The organism is Ruegeria sp. BE1 (assembly GCF_056538885.1).
Genome location: NZ_JBQFTY010000001.1, coordinates 421,648 through 444,410, shown reverse-complemented (window position 1 = coordinate 444,410; position 22,763 = coordinate 421,648). Strand labels below are relative to the sequence as shown.

At 60.8% G+C, this 22,763-nt stretch carries 26 protein-coding genes and 1 other RNA gene; 18 read left to right on the top strand and 9 right to left on the bottom strand.

Translation table 11 applies throughout. The features are described 5' to 3' along the window. Positions 1-39: 39 nt before the first annotated feature. Positions 40-546, bottom strand: coding sequence for a hypothetical protein (locus ACR0J5_RS02215; protein WP_480650220.1), 507 nt, complete (start codon positions 544-546; stop codon positions 40-42). A 199-nt stretch (positions 547-745) separates the two neighbouring features. Then, positions 746-913 carry a 50S ribosomal protein L33 gene (gene rpmG / locus ACR0J5_RS02210; protein ID WP_010441901.1) on the bottom strand — a complete coding sequence of 56 codons (168 nt, stop codon included), beginning with the start codon at positions 911-913 and terminating at the stop codon, positions 746-748. Between the two features lie 283 nt (positions 914-1,196). Here rpmG and ACR0J5_RS02205 point away from each other — a divergent pair, with 283 nt between their 5' ends. The 3 genes from ACR0J5_RS02205 to ACR0J5_RS02195 all read left to right on the top strand — a co-directional run bounded on the left by ACR0J5_RS02205 (position 1,197) and on the right by ACR0J5_RS02195 (position 3,072). Beyond that, the gene (locus ACR0J5_RS02205) at positions 1,197-1,832 is read left to right on the top strand and encodes a DUF1326 domain-containing protein (RefSeq protein WP_480650219.1); all 636 of its coding nucleotides are present in this window, start codon (positions 1,197-1,199) and stop codon (positions 1,830-1,832) included. 33 nt (positions 1,833-1,865) lie between these two features. Further along, positions 1,866-2,675 carry a DUF2182 domain-containing protein gene (locus ACR0J5_RS02200; RefSeq protein WP_480650218.1) on the top strand — a complete coding sequence of 270 codons (810 nt, stop codon included), beginning with the start codon at positions 1,866-1,868 and terminating at the stop codon, positions 2,673-2,675. A gap of 64 nt (positions 2,676-2,739) precedes the next feature. Further along, positions 2,740-3,072, top strand: coding sequence for a GYD domain-containing protein (locus ACR0J5_RS02195; protein ID WP_480650217.1), 333 nt, complete (start codon positions 2,740-2,742; stop codon positions 3,070-3,072). A 9-nt stretch (positions 3,073-3,081) separates the two neighbouring features. On the opposite strand, the gene rnpB is transcribed toward ACR0J5_RS02195, so the two are convergent. From rnpB to gatC, 5 genes are all read right to left on the bottom strand, one after another. Next, positions 3,082-3,481, bottom strand: an RNA gene (gene rnpB, locus ACR0J5_RS02190) — RNase P RNA component class A. A 131-nt stretch (positions 3,482-3,612) separates the two neighbouring features. Next, the gene (locus tag ACR0J5_RS02185) at positions 3,613-4,200 is read right to left on the bottom strand and encodes an N-acetylmuramoyl-L-alanine amidase (protein ID WP_480650216.1); all 588 of its coding nucleotides are present in this window, start codon (positions 4,198-4,200) and stop codon (positions 3,613-3,615) included. A 67-nt stretch (positions 4,201-4,267) separates the two neighbouring features. Further along, positions 4,268-4,981, bottom strand: a complete 714-nt coding sequence (locus tag ACR0J5_RS02180) for a hypothetical protein (protein ID WP_480650215.1) — start codon at positions 4,979-4,981, stop codon at positions 4,268-4,270. Between the two features lie 40 nt (positions 4,982-5,021). Further along, complete coding sequence (gatA, locus tag ACR0J5_RS02175) at positions 5,022-6,509, bottom strand: Asp-tRNA(Asn)/Glu-tRNA(Gln) amidotransferase subunit GatA (protein WP_480650214.1); 1,488 nt, start codon at positions 6,507-6,509, stop codon at positions 5,022-5,024. Positions 6,510-6,512: 3 nt separating this feature from the next. Next, a complete protein-coding gene (gatC, locus tag ACR0J5_RS02170; RefSeq protein ID WP_170325838.1) occupies positions 6,513-6,800 on the bottom strand; it encodes an Asp-tRNA(Asn)/Glu-tRNA(Gln) amidotransferase subunit GatC in 288 nt (95 codons plus the stop codon). Between the two features lie 219 nt (positions 6,801-7,019). Between gatC and ACR0J5_RS02165 the strand changes: the two genes are divergently transcribed. Further along, a complete protein-coding gene (locus tag ACR0J5_RS02165) occupies positions 7,020-7,178 on the top strand; it encodes a hypothetical protein (RefSeq protein WP_480650213.1) in 159 nt (52 codons plus the stop codon). Between the two features lie 146 nt (positions 7,179-7,324). Then, positions 7,325-7,888 carry a DUF4202 domain-containing protein gene (locus ACR0J5_RS02160; protein WP_480650212.1) on the top strand — a complete coding sequence of 188 codons (564 nt, stop codon included), beginning with the start codon at positions 7,325-7,327 and terminating at the stop codon, positions 7,886-7,888. Here ACR0J5_RS02160 and ACR0J5_RS02155 read toward each other — a convergent pair. After that, positions 7,885-8,535 carry a ceramidase domain-containing protein gene (locus tag ACR0J5_RS02155; RefSeq protein ID WP_480650211.1) on the bottom strand — a complete coding sequence of 217 codons (651 nt, stop codon included), beginning with the start codon at positions 8,533-8,535 and terminating at the stop codon, positions 7,885-7,887. The two genes, ACR0J5_RS02160 and ACR0J5_RS02155, sit on opposite strands and share 4 nt — an antisense overlap. 60 nt (positions 8,536-8,595) lie before the next feature. On the opposite strand from ACR0J5_RS02155, the gene ACR0J5_RS02150 reads away from it, so the two are divergent. Then, positions 8,596-9,288: a metal-dependent hydrolase gene (locus tag ACR0J5_RS02150; RefSeq protein ID WP_480650210.1), complete on the top strand. Its 693-nt coding sequence runs from the start codon at positions 8,596-8,598 to the stop codon at positions 9,286-9,288. Here the strand turns inward: ACR0J5_RS02150 and ACR0J5_RS02145 are convergent. Continuing rightward, positions 9,278-9,736: a nucleoside deaminase gene (locus ACR0J5_RS02145; RefSeq protein WP_480650209.1), complete on the bottom strand. Its 459-nt coding sequence runs from the start codon at positions 9,734-9,736 to the stop codon at positions 9,278-9,280. The two genes, ACR0J5_RS02150 and ACR0J5_RS02145, sit on opposite strands and share 11 nt — an antisense overlap. Here ACR0J5_RS02145 and ACR0J5_RS02140 point away from each other — a divergent pair. From ACR0J5_RS02140 to ACR0J5_RS02085, 12 genes are all read left to right on the top strand, one after another. Next, complete coding sequence (locus ACR0J5_RS02140) at positions 9,735-10,607, top strand: pseudouridine synthase (RefSeq protein ID WP_480650208.1); 873 nt, start codon at positions 9,735-9,737, stop codon at positions 10,605-10,607. The two genes, ACR0J5_RS02145 and ACR0J5_RS02140, sit on opposite strands and share 2 nt — an antisense overlap. A gap of 174 nt (positions 10,608-10,781) precedes the next feature. Further along, on the top strand, positions 10,782-11,696 hold the full coding sequence (locus ACR0J5_RS02135; protein ID WP_480650207.1) for a 5-bromo-4-chloroindolyl phosphate hydrolysis family protein: 915 nt from the start codon (positions 10,782-10,784) through the stop codon (positions 11,694-11,696). A 30-nt stretch (positions 11,697-11,726) separates the two neighbouring features. Next, entirely contained in the window at positions 11,727-12,917 is a 1,191-nt protein-coding gene (locus ACR0J5_RS02130) for a toxic anion resistance protein (RefSeq protein WP_480650206.1), read from the top strand. Next, positions 12,892-13,878: a DUF2927 domain-containing protein gene (locus ACR0J5_RS02125; RefSeq protein WP_480650205.1), complete on the top strand. Its 987-nt coding sequence runs from the start codon at positions 12,892-12,894 to the stop codon at positions 13,876-13,878. Before ACR0J5_RS02130 ends, ACR0J5_RS02125 begins: the two co-directional genes overlap by 26 nt. Before the next feature lie 22 nt (positions 13,879-13,900). Then, positions 13,901-15,049 carry an SPFH domain-containing protein gene (locus tag ACR0J5_RS02120; RefSeq protein ID WP_480650204.1) on the top strand — a complete coding sequence of 383 codons (1,149 nt, stop codon included), beginning with the start codon at positions 13,901-13,903 and terminating at the stop codon, positions 15,047-15,049. Positions 15,050-15,052: 3 nt separating this feature from the next. Further along, a complete protein-coding gene (locus tag ACR0J5_RS02115) occupies positions 15,053-15,595 on the top strand; it encodes a hypothetical protein (RefSeq protein ID WP_480650203.1) in 543 nt (180 codons plus the stop codon). Beyond that, a complete protein-coding gene (locus ACR0J5_RS02110; RefSeq protein ID WP_480650202.1) occupies positions 15,592-16,677 on the top strand; it encodes a TFIIB-type zinc finger domain-containing protein in 1,086 nt (361 codons plus the stop codon). Before ACR0J5_RS02115 ends, ACR0J5_RS02110 begins: the two co-directional genes overlap by 4 nt. 95 nt (positions 16,678-16,772) lie before the next feature. Next, entirely contained in the window at positions 16,773-17,441 is a 669-nt protein-coding gene (locus ACR0J5_RS02105) for a nitroreductase (protein ID WP_480650201.1), read from the top strand. Between the two features lie 25 nt (positions 17,442-17,466). Beyond that, on the top strand, positions 17,467-17,904 hold the full coding sequence (gene dtd / locus ACR0J5_RS02100; protein WP_480650200.1) for a D-aminoacyl-tRNA deacylase: 438 nt from the start codon (positions 17,467-17,469) through the stop codon (positions 17,902-17,904). After that, positions 17,904-19,007: a glycerate kinase type-2 family protein gene (locus ACR0J5_RS02095; RefSeq protein ID WP_480650199.1), complete on the top strand. Its 1,104-nt coding sequence runs from the start codon at positions 17,904-17,906 to the stop codon at positions 19,005-19,007. Before dtd ends, ACR0J5_RS02095 begins: the two co-directional genes overlap by 1 nt. A gap of 51 nt (positions 19,008-19,058) precedes the next feature. Next, on the top strand, positions 19,059-21,050 hold the full coding sequence (locus ACR0J5_RS02090) for a CocE/NonD family hydrolase (RefSeq protein WP_480650198.1): 1,992 nt from the start codon (positions 19,059-19,061) through the stop codon (positions 21,048-21,050). 121 nt (positions 21,051-21,171) lie between these two features. Further along, on the top strand, positions 21,172-22,758 hold the full coding sequence (locus ACR0J5_RS02085) for an ABC transporter substrate-binding protein (protein ID WP_480650197.1): 1,587 nt from the start codon (positions 21,172-21,174) through the stop codon (positions 22,756-22,758). Positions 22,759-22,763: the final 5 nt, after the last annotated feature.

The window sequence follows — 22,763 nt, the reverse complement described above, 5'->3', positions numbered from 1 at the left end:
CGCTGCGATGGGGCCTTTCTTATTCGAATGCGATTTGGCTTAGCTGCAGTTCAGCGGCACGGCAAAACCCGAACTCCGCTCGGACGAGCCCTTGCGGAATACATCGCCTGCGGGCAAGCATCCGGTGAACTGCTCAGCATCACGCCCAAAGATTGCGCCGATGCCATTATCTACGCGGGTGCTGTTATTGGCCGTGCGCAGGACGCCGTACAGGGTTCCGTTCACGCTGACGGTGCTGAGGAACAGATTGGTGTCCGATCCGGTCAGGACAACGGCGCTTGTGTCGCTGCGCCCACCATTGTCGATGGCCACGCGGGCGACTTTCTCAGCCTCGGTTTGATCGGTCACGACGGGGATCGTGGGCAGAACGGCCAGCTCGGCCGGGACATTGGTCGCAGGCGGCAAGAAAGCGGCCGCTCCGGGCACGTCCGAGATTGTGCGGGGTTCACCATCGATCCCCGTAAACCCAACGCCTTCACGGTTATAAGGGTCCTCACAGGCCGCAAGGGCCAGAATAGTTGCTGTGGATAACAAGATTTTTTTCATGACGGCCAACATTTTGGATCGGTTTGTTGAAGCGTAGGGGTAAGCCTAGACAAAAAGCAACCCACCGCGCATCTGATTGCCTGTTGGCCTGATGCTTCGTTGCAACGGCCTGCTCAACACCCCGGCTTGCCGAAGACGCAAAGAAAAAGGGCCCTGCCGTGGCAGAACCCTTTGAAACTGTCCAAGCTGGACGGCAAGATTACTTGATCTTGCCTTCCTTGTACTCGACATGCTTCCGAGCGACCGGGTCGTATTTACGAATGGTCATTTTCTCGGTCATGGTGCGTGCGTTTTTCTTGGTCACGTAGAAGTGGCCCGTGCCCGCGGTCGAGTTCAGACGGATCTTGATTGTCGTCGGCTTCGCCATGGTTATCTCCTGCGTCCGAAAAGGCAGGGGCCTTTCGGTTGAATTCCTATGAGCGTGCGCTTTTACCCGCTACCGCGCCCGAGTCAACCGGATTCCGTCAGCAAAGCGCACAATTCCTTATTGCGCGGCGCAGCGCGGTTTGGTGCGATCACGGTTCTGTGATATGGTCGCGCAATTGCACCCTATCCAAAAGCCGACGACAAGCTCGGTTCGCATGGCAGCGAGTTCAGGCCAGACCCACTGACAGCAGTGATTTTTCGTATGCATGTTAAGGGGGGTTATCATGACGGAATGGAAACTTCAGGCCGAGGAACTGGCCAATTGCAACTGTAACTTTGGCTGCCCGTGCCAGTTCAGCGTATTGCCCACCCACGGAAACTGCGAAGCTCTGGTCGTATTCGATATCGAGTCCGGCCACTATGGTGCCACCGACCTTGCCGGTGTTCGGGCGGCGGGTGTTTATCACTGGCCCGGACCGATTCACGAAGGCAATGGTCAGATGCAACTGATCATCGATGACAGCGCCTCAGACGATCAGAAGGCAGCCCTGCAAGCCATCATGACGGGCGAAGACACCGACGAAATGGCCACGATGTGGTATGTGTTCAGCGCCATGGCCCCCACGAAACACGACACTCTGTACGCTCCGATTGAACTGGACTGGAGCCGCGAAGAGCGCACGGGCTACGCCAAGGTCGCCGGCGTCTTCGATGTCGAGGTCAACCCGATCCCGCACATTGTATCCGGTGCCCCGCATCGCGCCGCGTTCCATTTACCCAACGGGTTTGAGTATCGCACAGCCGAGGCGGCCTCTGGCACAGGCAAGACCAAAGGCGGCGCGATCAGCTTGGGTTTTGAGGCCACCCATGCCCATTTGGCGCATCTCAACATCTCGGGCCACGGCGTTCTGGGCGCATAACCCAGGCTTGCCATGACAACGCCCCCGAACGGAATGATTGATCGCGTGCTGCGGCAGGATCGCAGCGTGGTGTTGGTGTGTGTCTTACTGATCGTATTGGGCGCATCCTGGTATACGATTGCCGGGATCGGCATGAATATGAACGCCATTGACATGACGCGCATGGCCCGCCCGATTGGCAATCCGATGCAGATGGGGGCCGGGGTGCAATGGTCACCCTCTTACGCCGTGCTGATCTTTTTGATGTGGTGGGTGATGATGATTGCGATGATGACCCCCAGCGCGGCCCCTACTGTTCTGCTTTATACTGCGATCAAAAGGGTGGGCCCGGATCATGCCAATGCCGCCCGGTTCAGCCTGTATTTTCTGACTGGCTATCTGGTGGCCTGGGCTGTCTTCAGCCTGCTGGCCACGGGGGCGCAATGGGGGCTTGAGTTAGCCGGGCTGTCGGACGGACCGATGATGACGGTTCGGTCGCGCGTGTTTGCGGGATGTGTGCTGCTTGCGGCCGGGGTCTATCAGCTGTCCAGTCTCAAGACCGCTTGCCTGCGCCATTGCCGCAGCCCGGCGCAGTTTCTGGCCGATCACAACCGCCCTGGGGCCTATGGTGCCTTTCGCACCGGGGCCCTGCATGGGGCGTATTGTCTGGGCTGTTGCTGGGCCCTGATGCTGCTGCTGTTCGTGGGCGGGGTGATGAACCTCTACTGGATCGTCGGCATCGCGCTTTATGTGGCGGTCGAGAAACTGATGCCGCGCGCCACATGGCTGGTTCCGCTGACCGGTGTGGCGCTGATCGGATTTGGCCTCTGGTTGATGGCAGAACCCCTGATCGCAGCAGCTTAACACGCATTTTCGGCCCCATGGACCGGCCCAATCAAAGGTCCATCAACTTAGTCAGGAGGCTCATATGCCCGTTTTCATTACCTATGCATCTTATTCGCAGGAAGGCGCCAGAGGGATGCTGAAGAAACCCTCGGATCGGACCAAGCCCGTCAAAGAGCTTTTGAAAAAGGTTGGGGGCAAGCTGTTGGCGTTTTACGTCACCACGGGCGACAATGACGTTGTGGTCATCAGCGAAGTGCCCGATGGCGCCGATGCGGTTGCTGTTGGTATGGCGGTTGCGGCCTCGGGCGCGGTTTCAAAAGTGGAAACCGTTCGGGCGTGGAAAGCCAAGGATTTTGCAGCCATCCAAAAAAAAGCAGCCAAGCTGACAGGGGCCTATACGCCGCCGGGGCGCTGATCAGGGACTATGCGCGGAGGGCCTGTAAGCCGGATCTTGTTCCGGGGTTGCCCCCTTCGATGACCATTCCTCTAGGCCGTGCATTGCTGCGCGGCTCGAGCTGCCAACCCGGTCCCTCTGGGCCAAGACAGGCTTAGCGGCGGTATCGGCAGACGCCGACCGGCCCGCGCGGGGACCCTATTTGGCATTGCTCCCGGTGGGGCTTGCCGTGCCGCCACTGTTGCCAGCGGCGCGGTGGGCTCTTACCCCACCGTTTCACCCTTACCTGTGACCGAAGTCTCAGGCGGTCTGATTTCTGTGGCGCTTTCCGTCGGGTTGCCCCGCCCGGGCGTTACCCGGCACCGTTGTCTTGTGGAGTCCGGACTTTCCTCTCGGGCCCTTGAGCCCCAGCGGCCATCCGGCCCTCCGCGCGTGGGCTGGGTAGGCTTTAGGCCCGGCGGCGTCAAGGGTGGATCGGTAGGAGGAAGGGGCCAGCCCCTTCTTGGCCTTTGGCCAATTCATCCCCGGGATATTTTTGGCCAGATGAAGGGCGGATCAGGGTTATCCGATCAGCGGCGTGATATCGTCCGGGTGTAGCGGGCCTTTGGCCCAAGGACGATAGCGCAGGCGCACAGCGGCCAGCAGCGTGTCATCGTCAGCATCGGTGGTGTACCCGGCTGCGTTGGCGGCGCTGCGAAAACTCTGCTGTGTTGGGTTTTCCGGGCCTGTCCCCTTGTGGCGCGGGGCTGCGAAGCCCTGGCGTTCGAACCGTTGCCATGGGAACCGTGGGCCGGGATCGATTTTGCGCCCCGGTGCCATGTCGGAATGGCCGATGACGCCCGTTTTTGGTATGTCCCAGCGTGTCATGATCGCAGGCAGAAGCGTTTCCAACATGGCCAGTTGCGGTTCAGAGAACGGATGATCGCCACGATTGTCCAACTCAATCCCGATTGAGCGGGAATTCACATCCCCCTGCCCGTGCCATTCGCCCGCGCCTGCGTGCCAGGCGCGGTCCTCTTCCCGGACCATCTGCCAGAGCATGCCATCACCGCCGATCAGGTAGTGGGCGGACACTTCGTATTGCGGGTCGCACAGCCGATCCAGCGCCGCCTGTGCGCTGGTCATCGCGGTATAATGGATTACCACCATGGACGGTTTTAACCCGTCCCTGCGCGCACCAAAATTGGGGGATGGGCGCCAGATCGGCGCCCGCGGCTCAGTTGTTGACGGCACTGCGGAACGGGCTTGGATCCCAGCTGCAGGCATAACCATCCCCATCCGGATCAAGCCCCTTGCGGTCGCGTTGCGGGCCGCCATTTGCCAGGAATTCCATCTGTGCCTGATCGGCCGAGGGAAACCGGGCACAATTCCGCTGTGCCTTGGCCTGCAGGTTGAAGCCTGCGCGGCTGTACAGCTGGGTCCCGACAGGGTTCGAGGTATTCAGGGCGTATTGGACGATATTGGGCTGACCATCCGCTCCGCGCTGCGGGACTGCGGTAGGCGCGACCACCTCATAGGTCTGGCGATTCTGTTCGATCAGAGCTGCATCGGATTCGATGGACCGACGACCCGAGACCGCTTCGAAATCCTGCTCATCCGAGATTGCATTGTTGGCGGGGGCCACCAGTGGTGCCTGGGCCGGAGCGATGGTGCCTTGACCCGATGTGCTGGCCAAAGCCGCCGCCGTTGCCGATGCAATATCCGCATTGTCGCCAGTCGGCAGGGGCGCGACCGTGCCCGGTGCGCCCAGTTGTTGTTCAGACACCTCAGCGGGGCCAAGCAGCAGGCTTCCTCCAGTGCCCTGCCCGGCCAGCTGCGCCTCGCGCTGAGCCTGGTAAGAGGGCGTGTTGAAGTCCGGACCACCGATCGGGGCCACCGTGTTACAGGCGGCCACCAACCCGATTGCGGGGATCAAAAGCAGTAAGCGCATTCAGCTGCTCCGTCTTGCGTTGTCTTGCCTGACGAGAGATTTACCACCATTTCCCCGGCTTGGCCACAAATCCGGCGGCGTTCTCCAGCGCATAGGCTGTATTGAGCAGATCGCCCTCTTCCCAAGGACGTCCGATCAGTTGCAGACCCAAGGGCAAGCCCTGTTTGTCCAGACCGGCGGGAACAGAAATACCGGGCAGACCAGCCAGGTTCACCGTCACCGTGAACACATCATTGAGGTACATCTGCACCGGATCAGCCTCGGTCATTTCACCCAGACCGAAAGAGGCCGACGGGGTGGCCGGGGTCAGGATCGCGTCGACACCTGCGGCAAAGACATCCTCAAAATCTTTCTTGATCAGGGTGCGCACGCGGCGGGCGCGGTTGTAATAGGCGTCGTAGAAACCTGCCGACAGCACATAGGTGCCGACCATGACGCGGCGCTGCACCTCGTGGCCGAAGCCTTCGGCGCGGGTTTTCTCGTACATCTCGGTGATGCCATCGCCCTGCGCCAGCTGCGCGCGGCGGCCATAACGAACACCGTCATAGCGGGCGAGGTTCGAGGACGCCTCAGCAGGCGCAATCACGTAATAGGCGGGCAGCGCGTATTTGGTGTGCGGCAGGGAAATATCGACGATCTCGGCACCCGCAGCCTTGAGCATTTCGGCTCCGTCTGCCCAGAGCTTTTCGATCTCGGCAGGCATACCATCCATACGGTATTCTTTCGGGATACCGATTTTTTTACCCTTGATGTCGCCGGTCAGCATCGCCTCAAAGTTCGGGACGGCCAGATCGGCGCTGGTGGAATCCTTGGCATCGTGACCACACATGGTTTCCAGCATGATCGCTGCGTCCCGCACGTTCTTGGTCATCGGACCGGCCTGATCCAGCGAGGATGCGAAGGCGATGATGCCCCAGCGCGAGCAGCGACCATAGGTCGGCTTGATCCCGGTGATGCCGACAAAGGCCGCAGGCTGGCGGATCGAGCCGCCCGTATCGGTGCCGGTTGCCGCCAGACACAGATCGGCAGCCACAGCCGAGGCCGACCCACCGGACGAGCCACCCGGCGTCAGTTGCGCATCATCATTGCCGCGTCGCCACGGGCTGACTGCATTGCCGTAGGTTGAGGTTTCGTTGCTGCTCCCCATGGCGAATTCGTCCATGTTCAGCTTGCCCAGCATCACCGATCCGGCATCGGCCAGCTTCTGCGAGACGGTGGATTCGTATTCCGGCTTGAACCCGTCCAGAATCTTGGACGCCGCCTGCGAGGGCACGCCCTTGGTGCAGAACAGATCCTTGATACCGATCGGCAGACCACACATTGCGGGCGCGTCGCCTTCTTTGATGCGTGCGTCCGCTGCCTTGGCGCGCTCCAGCGCGATCTCGGGCGTTTTGTGGACAAAGGCGTTCAGCGCGTCGGCGTCATCGATGGCCTTCAGGCAGGATTCGGTCAGCTCGACCGAGGTTACGTCACCCTTGCGCAGCGCGTCGCGGGCCTCGGCCAGACCCAGTTTGTTCAGATCGCTCATGTCTTACTCCACCACTTTGGGGACTGCGAAAAAGCCCTCGCGCGCGTCGGGGGCGTTAGCCAGAACCTTGTCCTGCTGGTTTCCGTCGGTGACCACATCCTCGCGACGTTTCAGGCGCATAGGCTCGACCGAGACCATCGGCTCGACGCCTTCGACATCCACTTCGTTGAGCTGTTCGATGAACCCAAGGATGGTGTTGAACTCGGACGCCAGCGCGGGCAGCGCGTCATCCTCGACCTTGATCCGGGCCAGTTTGGCCACCTTGGCGGCGGTGCTTTGGTCAATCGACATCGGAAAACCTCATATGCGTTAGGGGGCATTTACCCGTCTGCGCACCCGGTCGCAAGAGCGCCGAAGGCGGGATATGGCCCCGATCCCGATGGCTGCCATTCAAATTTGCATATCCCCTATACGAAAAAGTAAACCAATTAGTTCATTTTTACCATTGAAAATATGAACTGAACGGTTCATTTCGTAAAGCACGGCACAACCTCAAACCGGAGTAAGACAATGAAAACCTTCGCAACCGCATTCGTTTTGGCCACCACTGTTCTTGCAGCACAGGCACAGGCATTTGGCCCGACCATGGACAGCCTGACGCGCGACCTGACCTTTCCCGAACCCGTCTCGCAGCCGGTGACCCAAGATCAGAATACACTGGGCAAATGACATGCCCCCCCTGCCCGGGTCGGGCAAATGATGTCCGGCCCGGCAAATCTGCAATTGACGACCGCGATTGTTACATCCTACCGCTAGTATTGAGATCATGATGCGCCGAACCACACAGCTGGGACGGCAAGCCAACGGAGCGGAAGATGAACGCGCGAAAGCAAGCAGTTCTGGACGCGATAGACGCGGCCAACAGCCAGGATCCCAACCTCGATGACGGCCAGCCGGTCGAGTTGTTATACGGTCAGCGCATGAGCGCCGAGATGGACCGGCTGTTCCCCGATGCCTCGGACGTTTTACAGATCGCAGCCCGCGGTCAGCATGTGGAACGCTGGAAACTGGCGCGCAGCGAATACCCCGAAGGCCGCGCCGGATACCTGGCCTGGCGCAAGGCGCAGGGCGTGCATCATGCCGAGGTCGTCATGGAATTGATGCGGCAGGCAGAATACGGCGCAGACGAGATCGAAACCGCCGGGCGCATGCTGCGCAAACAGGGCATCAAGCGCGATGACGAAGTTCAGGCGCTGGAAGACGTGATCTGTTTCGTCTTTCTGAAATGGTATTTCGCCCCCTTTGCCGAGAAACATTCGGCCGAGAAAATCCAGAGCATCGTTGAGAAAACCGCCCGCAAAATGTCAGCAGATGGCAGGGCGCAGGTGCTGGCTGAATTCGATCTGCCTGATCCTCTGGCCGCCGCGTTCCGCGATTAACGAAGGCGGATCATGTGACGCCGGTAAACCTCGATCATCCAGCCCAGCATGGTGGCGTTCAGGATGTGCCACATGAAATGGGTGCCCAGCGGCACCTGACCGCAGAGCGGCTCGTCCAATGCGCGGAAGGTGATTGAGGCGATCAGGATAAAAGCCCCGATGGCTAGCCCTCGGGCGGTGTCTGGTGTGCGGTTGCGCAGCAGAAAAGCGTAGATCAGGATCAGCAGTGGCACCGGCGCATACGCGGCTGATCCACCAAGACCCGGCACAAACTGAAACAACGGAATCGTTGCGGCGGCATAGGGGATGAAAAGGCCCGTCAAAAGCGCGGCGGGCAGCCATCGCATCTGCCAGACATCCCGGTTGATCGCGAAGATATAGACCAGAATATAAATCAGGATCGGCGCGACATCCGCCAGCGCCGCCCAGACCTGCGCATGGGTGTGAAACAGGTAACTGCCGATCCCGATGGCGGCCAGAATACCCACCAGCACCATCGCCAGCGGCATTCCCTGTCCGCGCACCCGCCGCCACATAATGAAAGCCGCGATCAGAAACGCGCCGTTTGTCACCGCGTTGATCGGCTCGGCCCAATAAGCGGGTGTAAGACGCTCGCAATATCCGTCGATTTCCTGAAACCAGTCCATGAACTTTTACATAGCCGATGCTAAGTTGATGCCAACAGTTTGTTTTGGGAGGATGAATTCATGAACATCATTTGGCTGGGCCACGGCAGCTTTCGCATCGAAACCGGCGGGCAGGTTCTGCTGATCGACCCATGGCTAACCGGCAATCCGGTGCTTGAGGACCATCATCACGACAACGCGCTGGACGGGGCAACGCATATCTTGCTGACCCACACGCATTTCGACCATGTGGCGGATGTTGTGTCGCTGGCCAAACACCTCAAGGTGCCCGTGGTCGGACAGTACGACCTGATGGGCTATTGGGCCGAGGCGGAAGGTATCGAAACCATTGGCTTCAACAAGGGCGGCACGGTGAACCTGAACGGGGTGATGGTATCGATGGTGCCCGCGTCGCACAGTTCAACCTTTTCGACCCCCGATGGGCTGCGCACGGGCGGCAGCGAGGTCGGGTTCATGATCGCGTCCGAGGGGCACATGCTCTATGTCTCGGGCGACACCGACATCATGGCGGATATGGACTGGATGGGGGATTACTACAAACCCGATATTGGCATCCTGTCAGCGGGCGGGCATTTCACCATGGATATGAAGGGTGCGGCCTATGCGGCCAAACGGTACTTCAACTTCAAGACCGTGATTCCCTGCCACTACAAGACCTTCCCGATTCTGGAGCAATCCGCGCAGGCGCTGATCGACGGCCTGCCCGGCGTCGATGTGATCGAACCGGATCTGATGAAACCCATCACGCTTTAGGGTCACGCCGCGCGGCAAAGAACGCTTTGAGCAAATCGGCGGCCTCCTGCCCAGCGATGCCGTCGTAAATCTCGGGCGTGTGGTGGGCCTGTGTGTGCGTAAAGACCCGCGCGCCGTGGGCCACGCCACCTGATTTCGGATCGGCGGCCCCATAGTAGATGCGCCGGATACGCGCCGCCGCCAAAGCGGCCGCACACATGGCGCACGGCTCCAGCGTGACATAAAGGTCATGATCCGGCAGGCGTTCCGACCCGGCCTCGGCACAGGCTGCGCGAAGGGCCAGGATTTCCGCGTGCGCGGTAGGGTCGTTCAACTCGCGCGTACGGTTGCCCGCCGTGGCCACCACGCGGTCGCCCTGCACGATGACAGCCCCCACCGGCACCTCTCCGCGATCGGCTGCCGCGCGTGCCTCGGCCAGCGCCTTGTCCATATGCGATCTGAACTCCATGCCCCTGACTGCATCAGAAACCTGTCTTTCGCAAGGCGGCGGGATGCGCTATGGGCTGCGGATGACCAAAACCCCTCCTCCCGGCGACCGGATCGCCAAAGTCCTTGCCCGCGCAGGCGTCGCCTCGCGCCGTGAAGCGGAACGCATGATCGAAGCCGGTCGTGTGAGTGTAAACGGCAAGACCATCACAAGCCCCGCCTTGAACGTCACCGGCAAAGACCGGATCACCGTGGATGGCAAAGCGGTGTCCGAGCCTGAACCTTCGCGCCTGTGGCTCTATCACAAACCTTCGGGGCTGGTGACGACGACGCGCGACGAAAAAGGCCGCGCGACGATCTTTGACAACCTGCCCGAGGGCATGCCCCGCGTCATGAGCGTTGGGCGGCTGGACCTGAATTCCGAAGGCTTGCTGCTGTTGACCAACGATGGCGGTATCAAGCGCAAGCTCGAACTGCCCTCAACCGGATGGCTGCGCAAATACCGCGTGCGGGTGAACGGACGCCCCAAGGACGAGGATTTTGCCCCCCTGCGCAAAGGACTTGTGATCGAAGGCGAGCGGTTCCTGCCCATGGATGTCTCGCTGGACCGTCAGCAGGGCGCGAATGCGTGGCTGACCATCGGTCTGCGCGAAGGCAAGAACCGTGAGATCCGCCGCGCGATGGAGGATATCGGTTATGCCGTGAACCGCCTGCTGCGCGTGTCCTACGGTCCGTTTCAACTGGGCAACCTGAAACCCGGCGAGGTCGAGGAAATCCGCCGCCGGGTTATGCGCGACCAGTTGGGGCTGGAGGCGGAACCTGAAACCAAGCCGAAACGTCCGGCCCGACCGCAAAGAAAACGGGCACCGATCGGCAAAAAATCCCGGATCTGAGGCGGGTTTTGCAACCTTCCCCCTAGCGCCAAGCCCGCGCATCCCCTAAATTTTCTGTGAACGCTGCAATTGGGGGGCGCCATGTCAGGGACCGGAGTTCAAAAGCTGGCTTATGCAGCCCTGCTTGTGCTGTTATTCGGCGTCTGTACCGGTTTGCTGGGGGGCCTCTGACCGATGGCCAAGCGGTATGGCGGAAAATTCAGCCCTCAGGGCGGCGGGTCCGAGGATGATCAACCCGCACGCGGGCAGTTTCACGGCGCGCGGGTCGAACCCGCAGGTGCGCGGGCGAATATCCTGTTTCTGCCTGCAATACCGCTGGTGTTTCTGTCGCTGAATGACGGCGCAATCGGCATGACCATCGGATTGGTCGCGGCGGGTCTATTGACCGGTGCCGCCTTTCTGCTGCGCGAAGGGTTACGGGCCGAGGCCGCCTACAATGCCCGCCGCACAGCGCGACGTCCTGCTTTTCCGCGCAAGATTTTCGCCAGTGCTCTGACCGGGCTTGGCACAGCACTGGCCGCGTATCGCAGTGAATATCTGGATGCCGAGGCGGCGGCGCAGGCCAGCCTGATCGCGCCCATCCTGTTTGGCGGCGTCGCTGCAGCCCTGCATTCCGTGTCTTTCGGGATCGATCCAATGAAAGACAAAGGCATGGAAGGGATCGATACATTCCAGCAAGACCGCGTCGCCCGCGTGGTTGAAGATGCCGAAACCCACCTGACCGAGATGACCGATGCCATCAAACGCGCGGGCGACCGTCGGGTCGAGGCGCGGGTTGAACGGTTTCAGGACACCGCCCGCGATCTGTTCCGCACGGTCGAAGAGGACCCGCGCGATCTGGCCGGTGCCCGCAAATACCTGACCGTCTATCTGCAGGGCGCGCGGGACGCGACGGTCAAGTTCGCCGATGTTTACGCCCGCACCCGCGATGCGCAGGCTTTGACGGATTACACCGCCTTGCTGGACGATCTGGAAAAGAACTTCGCGGCCCGCACCCGCAAGATGCTATTGGATGACCGCAGCGATCTGACGGTTGAAATTGACGTGCTGCGCGAACGCCTGCAGCGCGAAGGCGTCCGGTTGGACTGACCGGACCAGTATTTGAGAAAGGATTACCCCATGTCCGATGCGATCAAGAACAAGGCGGTTGAGGCCGAAACCCTGGTGCAAGAGGTGACGGCCGTCGCCCTGCCCGAGCCTGCGGCCGAGGTTGTCTCGCTCGAAGAGGCCGACGAACCCGTCAGCGCCGAGATCCGCAAGCGGATGGATGAGATCGACATGGGCAACACCAACTCGATCGTCGCCTTTGGATCGTCGGCGCAGGCCGAATTGCAGGAAATTAGCCAGGCCATGCTGGCCGATGTGCGCAACAAGGATGTGGGCCCTGCGGGCGACAGCCTGCGCAACATCGTCACCACCATCCGCGGCTTTTCCGTCAGCGAACTGGACGTGCGCCGCGAACGCAGTTGGTGGGAAAAACTGCTGGGCAAGGCAGCGCCTTTCGCCAAGTTCACCGCGCAATACGAAGAGGTTCAGGGCCAGATCGACCGCATCACCGACGATCTGCTGAGCCACGAGCATACTCTGCTGAAAGACATCAAGTCTCTGGACCTGCTTTATGAAAAGACGCTGGGTTTCTATGACGAACTGGCGCTGTATATCGCGGCGGGTGAGGAAAAGCTGACCGAGCTGGACAGCCACGACATCCCCGAAAAAGAGGCCGAGGTTCAGGCCGCGCCCGAAGATCAACAGGTCATGAAAGCGCAAGAGCTGCGTGACATGCGCGCCGCGCGTGATGATCTGGAGCGTCGGGTGCATGACCTGAAACTGACCCGTCAGGTAACGATGCAGTCCCTGCCTTCTATCCGTCTGGTGCAGGAAAATGACAAGTCGCTGGTCACCAAGATCAACTCGACCCTTGTCAACACCGTACCGCTTTGGGAAACGCAGCTGGCGCAGGCCGTCACCATTCAGCGCAGCGCCGAGGCGGCCTCGGCCGTGCGCGAGGCTAACGATCTGACCAATGAACTGCTGACCTCGAACGCGGCCAATCTGCGGCAATCGAACAAGATGATCCGCGAAGAGATGGAGCGCGGCGTCTTTGACATCGAAGCTGTCAAACAAGCCAATGCCGATCTGATCGGGACCATCAACGAAAGCCTTGCGATTGCGGATGAAGGTAAGGCCAAACGCGCCGCTGCCGAGCAAGAGCTGCAAAAGATGGAGACCGAACTGCGCGATACACTGGCCGCAGCCAAGGCGCGCAAGGACGGAACAGGCGACAATGCCGGAACGGCTGTGCCGGGCTAAGGTCGTGCGGGCGTTCAGGACAAGCAGATTTGCGCTGGGTCTTGTCGCGCTTTTGGCCTTGGCCAATTGCGACGAAACCCTGACGTCGTCGGTTGTCCCGCAACCGCGTCCCGAACCGCCTGCGCCCGCCCCCAATGCCTATGTCCCGCCTTCGGCCGCCAGCCAGGATCTGGCGCGGTTTTATCAGCGTGTTGAACGCGATCTGGTCACGCGCGGCTTGCTGAGAACGGATGGCGGCGGACCAGACACGCCCTATGACGCCAGTGATCTGGAACGAAACTTTGAGGCGATTGCCTTTTACAATGAATACCCCGATCACGCGGTGACCGCGACGACCTATAGCACCGAAGGACAGCTAAGCCGCTGGAGCAATCCAATTCGCGTGCAGGTCGAGTTTGCCCCCACCGTCGCGCCCGAGCAGCGCGAACAGGATACCGCACTGGTCGCGGCCTATACGGAACGGCTGGCGCGGCTCACGGATCACCCGATGTCGGTCGTTGCGTGGAAGCCGAATTTCCACGTGTTCTTTGCGGGCAAGGATGACAGCGGCTACGTTGTCTCGCGGCTCAAAGAACTTGCCCCCGGGGTTAGCCAGCCGGTTCTGGATCTGGTTGCAAACCCCCGCGCGAATATCGACTGTTTCGTCATCGCCTCGCCCACCAACCGGTCGCCGAACCAATTTGTAAGGGCGGTGGTTCTGATCCGAACCGAGCTGCCTGATCTTTTGCGGCGCAGTTGCATCCACGAGGAAATGGCACAGGGGCTTGGCCTGTCGAATGACAGCCGCGCAGCACGACCGTCGATCTTCAATGATGACGACGAATTTGCGCTGTTGACCAGCCATGACGAAAAGCTTTTGGCAATGCTGTACGATCCTCGGCTCGCCCCTGGCGTGACGGTCGAGAACGCCCGCCCCGTTGCCCGCATTATTGCACGTGAATTGATGGGCCAGCCGCTCTGAGCCCAAGGATAAGGAGGCCCACATGGGTATTTTCGATTTTCTGACCGGAGAGTTCATCGACGTCATTCACTGGGTCGACGACACCCGCGACACCATGGTCTGGCGGTTCGAACGTGAGGGGCATGAGATCAAGTACGGCGCCAAGCTGACCGTGCGCGAAGGTCAGGCCGCCGTGTTTGTGCACGAAGGCCAACTGGCGGATGTCTTCACGCCGGGTCTTTACATGCTTGAAACCAACAACATGCCGATCCTGACCACGCTTCAGCATTGGCACCACGGCTTTCAGTCGCCCTTCAAGTCCGAGGTCTATTTCGTCAACACGACCCGGTTCAATGACCTGAAATGGGGTACCAAGAACCCGATCATGCTGCGTGACCCGGAGTTTGGCCCGACGCGCATCCGGGCATTCGGCACCTATACGACCCGGGTCAAGGACCCTGCGAAATTCATGGTGGAAATTGTCGGCACCGATGGCGAATTCACCATGGATGAGATCAGCTTTCAGGTCCGCAATATCATCGTGCAGGAATTCAGCCGTGTGATCGCCGCCTCAGGTATCCCGGTACTGGATATGGCGGCCAATACCGCCGACCTGGGTAAGCTGATCGCGGCGGAGGTTTCGCCGGTGCTGGACGGCTACGGGTTGGAGATGCCCGAATTCTATATCGAAAACATCTCGCTGCCGCCTGCGGTCGAGGCGGCGCTGGACAAGCGGACCTCGATGGGGCTGGCGGGCGATCTGGGCAAGTTCACCCAGTATTCGGCTGCCGAGGCAATGACGGCTGCGGCCAACAACCCCGGTCAGGGCGGCGGCATGGGCGCAGGTCTTGGCATGGGCATGGGAATGGCCATGGCGCAGCAAATGGCAAACATGGCAGCGGGTCAGCCGTCCGGCCCATGGGGCGGTTCCGCCCCCGCTGCCCCGCAACCGGCTGCGCAAATGGCACCGCCGCCTCCTCCGCCCGTTGAGCATGTGTGGCATATCGCGGTGGATGGGCAGACCAGCGGCCCGTTTTCCAAGGCCAAGATGGGGCGCATGGCAACCGACGGCGAGATCACCCGCGACACTCATGTCTGGACCGCCGGTCAGGACGGGTGGAAAAAGGCGGGGGATGTACAGGAACTGGCGCAGCTGTTCACGATCCTGCCGCCACCTCCGCCGGGCGCGTGATTGGTGACGGCGAAAGCCGACATATCCGCGTATTCGCAGCAAGAGATCAGGCGCGCCATTAACTTGAGCGCAATACTCGGATGGTTTTGCGTTATTGGCGCGCCGATGCTTTTTGATCTTTTCCAAAGCGGATGGGACGCCACTCTGTGGTCTCTATTTCAGTTATTGACCTTATTTGGTGTGCCCTCGGCTTTTCTGATCGCATGGGTTTTCGTCGCACCCGCCCTGCGTAAGATGATGCGCAAGCCGGTTACTTTTTTCCGGGCAGCTAGTTGGGGGGGAGCGATCAGCACAGGTCTTGTTCTGCTGAGTATTGCAATCGGTCGGCTAAGAGGATGGCATCAATCGCACAACGATAATTTCGATTCTCAAATCGGGGGCGGCGATTTCGTGAAATCTGTTGATGGTATACTGACGCCTTATGGATGGCAGGTTCTGGCGCGTAACTCTCTCTTGTTTATTGCCGTTTGCATCTTTGTGGCTGTCGTGATCCGCGCAATCATCGGCCCGGGAAAGCCTGTTCGGCCTGCCGAGGTTCAGCAATGACCGAAGAACACCGTTTCCCCTGCGACCAATGCGGCGCGGATTACCGATTCAACCCGACCGATGGCACGCTGACCTGTGACCATTGCGGGCATTCGGACGCTATCAGCGCTGGCCCATGGGGCGGAGCCAGCCTGAAAGAACTGGATTTCGATGCCGCCGTCGCCGACCGCCTGCCCGACAGCGAGATTGAAGAAACGCGCGTTCTATCCTGCCCCAACTGCGCCGCTCAGGTCGAGTTCGACCCGGCCACCCATGCGGCGGAATGCCCGTTTTGTGCCACGCCCGTGGTGACGGATACCGGGGTGAATCGGCATATCAAACCGCGTGGCGTGCTGCCGTTTGCGCTGGATGAACGCACGGCGCACAAGGCGATGGGCGATTGGCTGGGGCGGCTCTGGTTCGCGCCGAACGGGCTCAAGGACTATGCCCGCAAGGGGCGCAGGATGCAGGGGATCTATGTGCCCTACTGGACCTTTGATGCGGATACGCAATCCAGCTATCGCGGCGAACGCGGCACGGTTTACTATGAGACCCGGACCGTCATGCGGGATGGCAAGCGGGTGCAGCAACAAGTCCCCAAGGTGCGCTGGTCGCCAAAATCCGGGCGGGTCAAACGGTTCTTTGACGATGTGCTGGTGCTGGCGTCACACTCGCTGCCCAAGACATACACGGATGCGTTAGAGCCCTGGGACCTGCCGGCGCTGGAACCCTATCAGCCGCAATATCTGGCCGGTTTCCGGGCCGAAGCGTACACGGTCCAGCTGCAAGAGGGCTATACCGAGGCGCGCGGGCACATGGCGCGGGTGATTGAGCGGGACGTGCGATTTGACATAGGCGGTGACCGCCAGCGGATACACGCGATCGATACCGATGTGCGGGATGTCACCTTCAAACACATCCTGCTACCGGTCTGGATGGCGGCTTACAAATATCGCGGCCAAACCTATCGCTTTGTGGTGAACGGGCGCACGGGCCGCGTGCAGGGCGAACGCCCCTGGTCGGCGATCAAGATCGCCATCGCTGTCATTCTGGGCCTGCTGGTGGCCGCCGGTGTCGGGTATTTGATGGCAACGTCTCAGTAAAGGCGGCACCTCGGACCTTCAAAGCTGTTAGCGCTTGAACTTCGCCTGAGCAGACGCCATTCTGCGCCGCGTCAACATCGGGTGGGGAGGGCCGTGTGACTTTATCCGATCTGAATCAGTTGCTCAGCGCGCGCCATTCATGTCGCGCGTTCCTGCCGGATCAGGTTCCCAAAGATCAGATCGAACAAATCCTGACCAGTGCCGCGCGCGTGCCAAGCTGGTGCAACGCCCAACCCTGGCATGTGATTGTCACCAGCGGGGCCGAGACCGACCGGTTTCGCGACGCGATGCAGGCCGAGGCGATGACCGGCGCGCCCGCCCCGGACCTGCCCTTTCCGGCATCCTATACCGGGGTCTATCAGGACCGCCGCCGCGCCTGCGGCTGGGCCTTGTACGAGGCGGTCGGAGTGGAACGGGGCGACCGCGCGGCGTCGGCCCGACAGATGATGCAGAATTTTTCGCTATTCGGGGCACCGCATTGCGCGATCCTGTCCAGCCCGGCGGAACTGGGTGCCTATGGGGCGCTGGATTGCGGTGGCTTTGTGACTGCGTTTTCACTGGCCGCCCAGGCGCTTGGCATCGCCACGATCCCTCAGGCGGCATTGGCCAGCTACGGCCCGTTTCTGCGGCGCTTTTTTGACATCCCCGAGGATCGCCTGATCCTGTGCGGTATCTCATTTGGCTATGCGGACAAGGACCACCCGGCCAACGGGTTTCGAACCGACCGCGCCGGGCTAGAGGAGCTCGTCCAATGGCAGGGCTAAACTCCGTATCGGTTGGAGAGTAAAGATGCGCGCGGTCTTACAAAGGGTGTCCAGCGCCAGCGTTTCAGTCGATGGTCAGGTCATTGGCCGGACCGGGCCGGGCCTGATGATTCTGGTCTGTGCGATGCAGGGCGATGACGAAGGCAAGGCGGATCAACTGGCGGCCAAAATCTCGAAACTGCGGATCTTCAAGGATGACGCGGGTAAGATGAACCGCTCGGTGAAAGACATCGAAGGCTCGGCGCTGGTGATCAGCCAATTCACGCTGGCTGCCGATACCTCGCGCGGTAACCGGCCCGGTTTTTCCGAGGCCGCCCCGCCGGATCTGGGCAAACACCTGTATGAGATTTTCGCCCAGCGTCTTGCGGCCCATGGCGTGCCCGTCGAAACCGGCGCATTTGGTGCGGATATGAAAGTTGAACTGGTCAATGACGGGCCGGTCACGATTTGGATGGAAAGTTGATGGACAGAAAAGAACAGGCAATTAACATCTGGCAGGCCGGTGTTGATGCGGTGGGGGGCCACGCGGCGACCCGCAAGGCGCTAGGCGATATTCCCGCGCCCGATCAGATACTTGCCGTGGGCAAACCGGCCGCTGCCATGGCCCGCGCAGCCTTGGAACATTATGGCCCGCGCCCCACACTGGTTGTCACCAAGGACGATCACGGGCGCGACCTGCCGGATCATGTGAAGGTGATCGAAGCCTCTCATCCCGTGCCGGACGCGCGCAGCCTGCAAGGCGGCCAGGCCCTGCGAGAGGCGGTCGAGGCGATGCAGCCGGGCACGCATCTGCTGTTGCTGGTCTCGGGGGGCGCGTCCTCATTGGCCGAGGATTTGGTGCCCGGCAAAACGCTTGCCGATCTGGAGCAGTTGAACAAAAGACTGCTGGCCGAGGGGCTGGACATCACTGCCATGAACACCGAACGACGCAAGCTGTCGCGGATCAAGGGCGGCGGGTTGCTGTCCCATTTCAAGGGCGCGAAAGCGACGGTTCTGGCGATCTCGGACGTGCCGGGGGACGACCTGAATGTGATCGGATCGGGGATCGGCGCCCTACCCGATAGCTGCCCGTTTGAGGCCAGCACTCAGATCGTCGCGTCGAACGCCCATGCCCGCGCGGCAGCAGTCGATCTGGCGCAGGAGGCGGGCCTGACGGTTTTGGCCAACGAAGAATGCCTGCACGACGACTTCCTGAACGTTGCCACAAATCTGGGGGAGCGCCTGCGCACCATGCCCAAGGGCGTCATGGTCTTTGGCGGGGAACCCACGGTCGTCCTGCCCGAAAACCCCGGACGCGGCGGGCGTAATCAGGGGTTGGCCCTTGCCCTGGCGCATGAGATTGCCGGGACAGAGGGCCTGATGGTCGTTGTCGGCGGAACCGACGGCACCGATGGCCCCACATCGGCGGCAGGGGCCGTTGTTGATGGTACCACCTGGGGCGATGGGGCAGAGCAGGCCCTGAAGCTGGCAGACAGTGGCAGCTATCTGGACAAGGTCGGAGCGTTGCTGTTCACCGGGCCCACCGGGACAAATGTAATGGATGTGCTTGTCGCAATCCGCGAATGATCTGACGATTTTCACCGAACCTGAATTGCGATTCCCTCGGACACTTATCACATGACGCTGCCTGCCAATGCGCTACGCACCATAGAAGATATTCCTGACATAGGGATCGAGATGCCGTTTGGCTGCCGCCTGTCGGCGCGTGTCTGGCGTCCGACGGATGCGGATGAACATCCCGTTCCCGCCATTCTGGAGTTTCTGCCCTATCGCAAGCGCGACGGCACCACGGTGCGCGATGCCCTGACCCACCCTTGGTTTGCCGAGCGCGGCTATGCCTGCATCCGTGTCGACATGCGCGGCAATGGCGACAGCGAAGGGTTGATGGAGGATGAATACACCCAGCAAGAGCTGGACGATGCCGTCTCGACCATCAACTGGCTGGCGCAGCAGCCCTGGTGCACCGGCGCGGTTGGCATGATGGGGATTAGCTGGGGCGGGTTCAACGCGCTGCAGGTGGCCTCCCTGCAACCCGAACCGCTGAAGGCAATCATCACTCTGTGTTCGACCGCGGATCGTTATGCCGACGACATCCACTACAAAGGTGGCTGTCTTCTGAATGAGAACCTGGGCTGGGGCGCGACGATGTGGTCCTATTCTTCGCGCCCGCCCGACCCCGATCTGCGCCCGAACTGGCGTGAGCTTTGGTTGGACCGGTTAAAGCATGAGCCGTTTTTGCCCTCGGTCTGGCTGCGCCATCAAAGGCGGGATGCCTATTGGCAACACGGCTCGATCTGTGAAGACTTCAGCGCAATCAAGGCGGCTACGCTGGCTGTTGGCGGATGGGGCGATTCCTACAAGAACACCGTCCCGCTGCTGGTCGAGGAGCTGACCGCGCCCGTCAAAGGCATTGTGGGCCCGTGGGTGCATAAGTACCCGCATTTCGCGGTGCCCGAACCCCGGATCGGCTTTCTGCAAGAGGCGCTGCGCTGGTGGGATCATTGGTTGAAAGGTCACGACACCGGCGTCGAGAACGACCCCGATTACCGCGCCTATCTGATGGACGGTGTCCGCCCTCAGCGCTGGTATAGCGAACGGTCAGGGCGATGGATTGCCGAGGCCGAGGGTGCCACCTCGCATCTATCGACGCTGGCGCTGGCCCTGTCTGATGCCGGGCTTGGGCGCGATGGCCCACTGGATACGCGTGTACAATCGCCGCAAACCTGCGGCTTGGAAAGTGGTGAATTCTGCGCCATCTGGCTGGGGCCGGACATGCCGGGGGATCAGCGCGCGGATGACGCGCTATCCGCCTGTTTCGACGGCGCGCCGCTGGATCAGGATATGGACATCGTCGGCGCCCCGCGCATCCACCTGCGGCTGAGCGCCGACCGCCCCCAAGCCCAGATCGCCGTTCGACTGAACCACGTGCACCCGGACGGAGCGTCGACGCGGATCACCTATGGCGTGCTGAACCTGTCCCATCTTGACAGCCACGCGGAACCGACCCCACTGATCCCGGGCACCGCTTATGATGTGACGCTGGATCTGGACCACATCGCCTATCGCGTGCCCAAGGGGCACAGGCTGCGGGTCGCGATCTCCAGCGCCTACTGGCCGCTGATCTGGCCCTCACCCGAACGCGCCGAACTGCACCTGACCGGGGGTGAGATCACCCTGCCGCAACGCCCGTCGGACGCTGACGAATACGCATTCCCACCGCCCGAGGCGGCAACACCGCTGAACCGCACCGCAATACGTGAGCCAAAGAATGCGCGGCGGGTGGAAACCGATATGAACACGGGTGAAACCCATCTGATCATCGAGGATGACTTTGGTCTGGCCCAGAACGAAGACCACGGCCTGATCCATGGCGGAACCGCCTCTGAACGCTGGACCATCCACCCCGATGATCCGTTGTCGGCAAAAGGCTATTGCAAATGGACGCAGGAAGTCCGCCGAGGCGAAATAGAACTGCGCACCGAAACCTCATGCGAGATGTGGTCAGACAAGAACACCTTTTTCCTTAGGGCACGTCTGGACGCGTTTGAGGGGGGCAAACTGGTATCAAGCAAGCAACTGGAGGATGCCGTTCCACGCGATCAAATGTGATATTCGCAGATATGGGTGCAGGACATTTGTCCTTGCCCGCTCAACCGAATTCCGCCTACTTTGACTCATGCGTCAATAAAAAGCCCTTAAGGGCGATAATCCAATCAACTGGGAGACCATAATGAACGAACAAATCACTCACATGACAAGTCAGGTGACAGCTGGCAAGCTGACCCGCCGTGAATTCATGGGCAAAGCCGCGGCTCTGGGCGTGTCCGCCGCCGTCGCCAGCACGATGTTTGCCGATGCTGCACGCGCGGCAGGTCCGAAGAAAGGTGGCGATCTGAAGCTGGGCTTGCAGGGTGGCGAATCCACCAACTCGCTGGACCCGGCGACCTATGCCAGCTCAGTTCCGTTCCAGAATGGTAAGCAATTCGGCGATCAGCTGGTCGAAGTTGCACCAGATGGCACAATCGAACCCCGCTTGGCCGAAAGCGTTGAAGGCAGCGCGGACGCCAAGGTCTGGACCTTCAAGCTGCGTCAGGGTGTCGAGTTCCACAACGGCAAGACCATGACCAGCGAAGACGTGCTGAAAACCATGGAGCGTCACTCGAACGAGGATTCCAAGTCCGGTGCCCTGGGCATCATGAAGGGCATCGAATCGATGAAGGCCGATGGCGACAATTTCCAGGTCACCCTGACCGAGCCTAACGCCGATTTGCCTTATCTGATGGCCGACTATCACCTGATCGTACAGCCCGATGGCGGCATGGAAGACCCGGCCGCAGGGATCGGCACCGGCCCCTATCAGGTTGAGGTCAACGAACCCGGCGTGCGCCACGTCTACAAGAAATTCGCCAACCACTGGAACCCGGATTTCGGAAACTTCGACAGTGTCGAAGTGGTTGTGATCAACGATGCCACCGCCCGGACGGCGGCGCTGCAATCCGGTCAGGTTCACGCGATCAACCGGGTCGAGCCCAAAGTGGCTGACCTGTTGGGCCGCGCGCCCAACCTGACCGTGCATTCGACCGCCGGTCGTGGGCACTATGTGTTCATCATGCATTGCGACACCGCGCCGTTCGATCAGAACGAGCTGCGTCTGGCGCTGAAATACGCGATAAACCGTCAGGAACTGGTCGACAAGGTTCTGCGCGGCTATGGCACCGTGGGCAACGACATGCCGGTCAACGCGGCCTATCCGCTGTTCGACGGCTCGATCCCGCAGCGCGAGTTCAGCGTCGAAAAAGCAGCCGAGCATTACAAGAAGTCCGGCCATGACGGCTCGCCCATCATCCTGCGTGTGGCCGATGGCGCCTTCCCGGGTGCGGTGGACGCGGCTGCGCTGTTCCAGCAGACGGCGGCTCAGGCCGGTATCCCACTGGAAATCAAGCGTGAACCCAATGATGGCTACTGGTCCGAGGTTTGGAACGTTCAGCCCTTCTGCGCGTCCTACTGGGGCGGGCGTCCGGTGCAGGATCAGATGTACTCGACCGCCTATCTGTCGAGCGCAGACTGGAACGACACCCGCTTCAAGGTTCCGGCCTTTGACGAGATGCTGTTCCAGGCCCGTGCCGAACTGGACAACGACAAGCGTAAGGACATCTACAGCCAGATGGGTCAGATGGTCCGCAACGAAGGCGGCCTGATCTGCCCGATGTTCAACGACTTTGTCGAAGGCGTCAGCAACCAGCTGGCCGGTTGGGAAAGCGACCCGACCCAGGAAATGATGAACGGCAACATGTCCCGCAAACTGTGGTTCGCCTGATAGGA

Excerpts from the sequence above, each read along its gene's own strand:
- ACR0J5_RS02215 (WP_480650220.1), bottom strand. The coding sequence starts at position 546 with ATGAAAAAAATCTTGTTATCCACAGCAACTATTCTGGCCCTTGCGGCC.
- rpmG (WP_010441901.1), bottom strand. The coding sequence starts at position 913 with ATGGCGAAGCCGACGACAATCAAGATCCGTCTGAACTCGACCGCGGGC.
- ACR0J5_RS02205 (WP_480650219.1), top strand. The coding sequence starts at position 1,197 with ATGACGGAATGGAAACTTCAGGCCGAGGAACTGGCCAATTGCAACTGT.
- ACR0J5_RS02200 (WP_480650218.1), top strand. The coding sequence starts at position 1,866 with ATGATTGATCGCGTGCTGCGGCAGGATCGCAGCGTGGTGTTGGTGTGT.
- ACR0J5_RS02195 (WP_480650217.1), top strand. The coding sequence starts at position 2,740 with ATGCCCGTTTTCATTACCTATGCATCTTATTCGCAGGAAGGCGCCAGA.
- ACR0J5_RS02185 (WP_480650216.1), bottom strand. The coding sequence starts at position 4,200 with ATGGTGGTAATCCATTATACCGCGATGACCAGCGCACAGGCGGCGCTG.
- ACR0J5_RS02180 (WP_480650215.1), bottom strand. The coding sequence starts at position 4,981 with ATGCGCTTACTGCTTTTGATCCCCGCAATCGGGTTGGTGGCCGCCTGT.
- gatA (WP_480650214.1), bottom strand. The coding sequence starts at position 6,509 with ATGAGCGATCTGAACAAACTGGGTCTGGCCGAGGCCCGCGACGCGCTG.
- gatC (WP_170325838.1), bottom strand. The coding sequence starts at position 6,800 with ATGTCGATTGACCAAAGCACCGCCGCCAAGGTGGCCAAACTGGCCCGG.
- ACR0J5_RS02165 (WP_480650213.1), top strand. The coding sequence starts at position 7,020 with ATGAAAACCTTCGCAACCGCATTCGTTTTGGCCACCACTGTTCTTGCA.
- ACR0J5_RS02160 (WP_480650212.1), top strand. The coding sequence starts at position 7,325 with ATGAACGCGCGAAAGCAAGCAGTTCTGGACGCGATAGACGCGGCCAAC.
- ACR0J5_RS02155 (WP_480650211.1), bottom strand. The coding sequence starts at position 8,535 with ATGGACTGGTTTCAGGAAATCGACGGATATTGCGAGCGTCTTACACCC.
- ACR0J5_RS02150 (WP_480650210.1), top strand. The coding sequence starts at position 8,596 with ATGAACATCATTTGGCTGGGCCACGGCAGCTTTCGCATCGAAACCGGC.
- ACR0J5_RS02140 (WP_480650208.1), top strand. The coding sequence starts at position 9,735 with ATGCCCCTGACTGCATCAGAAACCTGTCTTTCGCAAGGCGGCGGGATG.
- ACR0J5_RS02145 (WP_480650209.1), bottom strand. The coding sequence starts at position 9,736 with ATGGAGTTCAGATCGCATATGGACAAGGCGCTGGCCGAGGCACGCGCG.
- ACR0J5_RS02135 (WP_480650207.1), top strand. The coding sequence starts at position 10,782 with ATGGCCAAGCGGTATGGCGGAAAATTCAGCCCTCAGGGCGGCGGGTCC.
- ACR0J5_RS02130 (WP_480650206.1), top strand. The coding sequence starts at position 11,727 with ATGTCCGATGCGATCAAGAACAAGGCGGTTGAGGCCGAAACCCTGGTG.
- ACR0J5_RS02125 (WP_480650205.1), top strand. The coding sequence starts at position 12,892 with ATGCCGGAACGGCTGTGCCGGGCTAAGGTCGTGCGGGCGTTCAGGACA.
- ACR0J5_RS02120 (WP_480650204.1), top strand. The coding sequence starts at position 13,901 with ATGGGTATTTTCGATTTTCTGACCGGAGAGTTCATCGACGTCATTCAC.
- ACR0J5_RS02110 (WP_480650202.1), top strand. The coding sequence starts at position 15,592 with ATGACCGAAGAACACCGTTTCCCCTGCGACCAATGCGGCGCGGATTAC.
- dtd (WP_480650200.1), top strand. The coding sequence starts at position 17,467 with ATGCGCGCGGTCTTACAAAGGGTGTCCAGCGCCAGCGTTTCAGTCGAT.
- ACR0J5_RS02095 (WP_480650199.1), top strand. The coding sequence starts at position 17,904 with ATGGACAGAAAAGAACAGGCAATTAACATCTGGCAGGCCGGTGTTGAT.
- ACR0J5_RS02090 (WP_480650198.1), top strand. The coding sequence starts at position 19,059 with ATGACGCTGCCTGCCAATGCGCTACGCACCATAGAAGATATTCCTGAC.
- ACR0J5_RS02085 (WP_480650197.1), top strand. The coding sequence starts at position 21,172 with ATGAACGAACAAATCACTCACATGACAAGTCAGGTGACAGCTGGCAAG.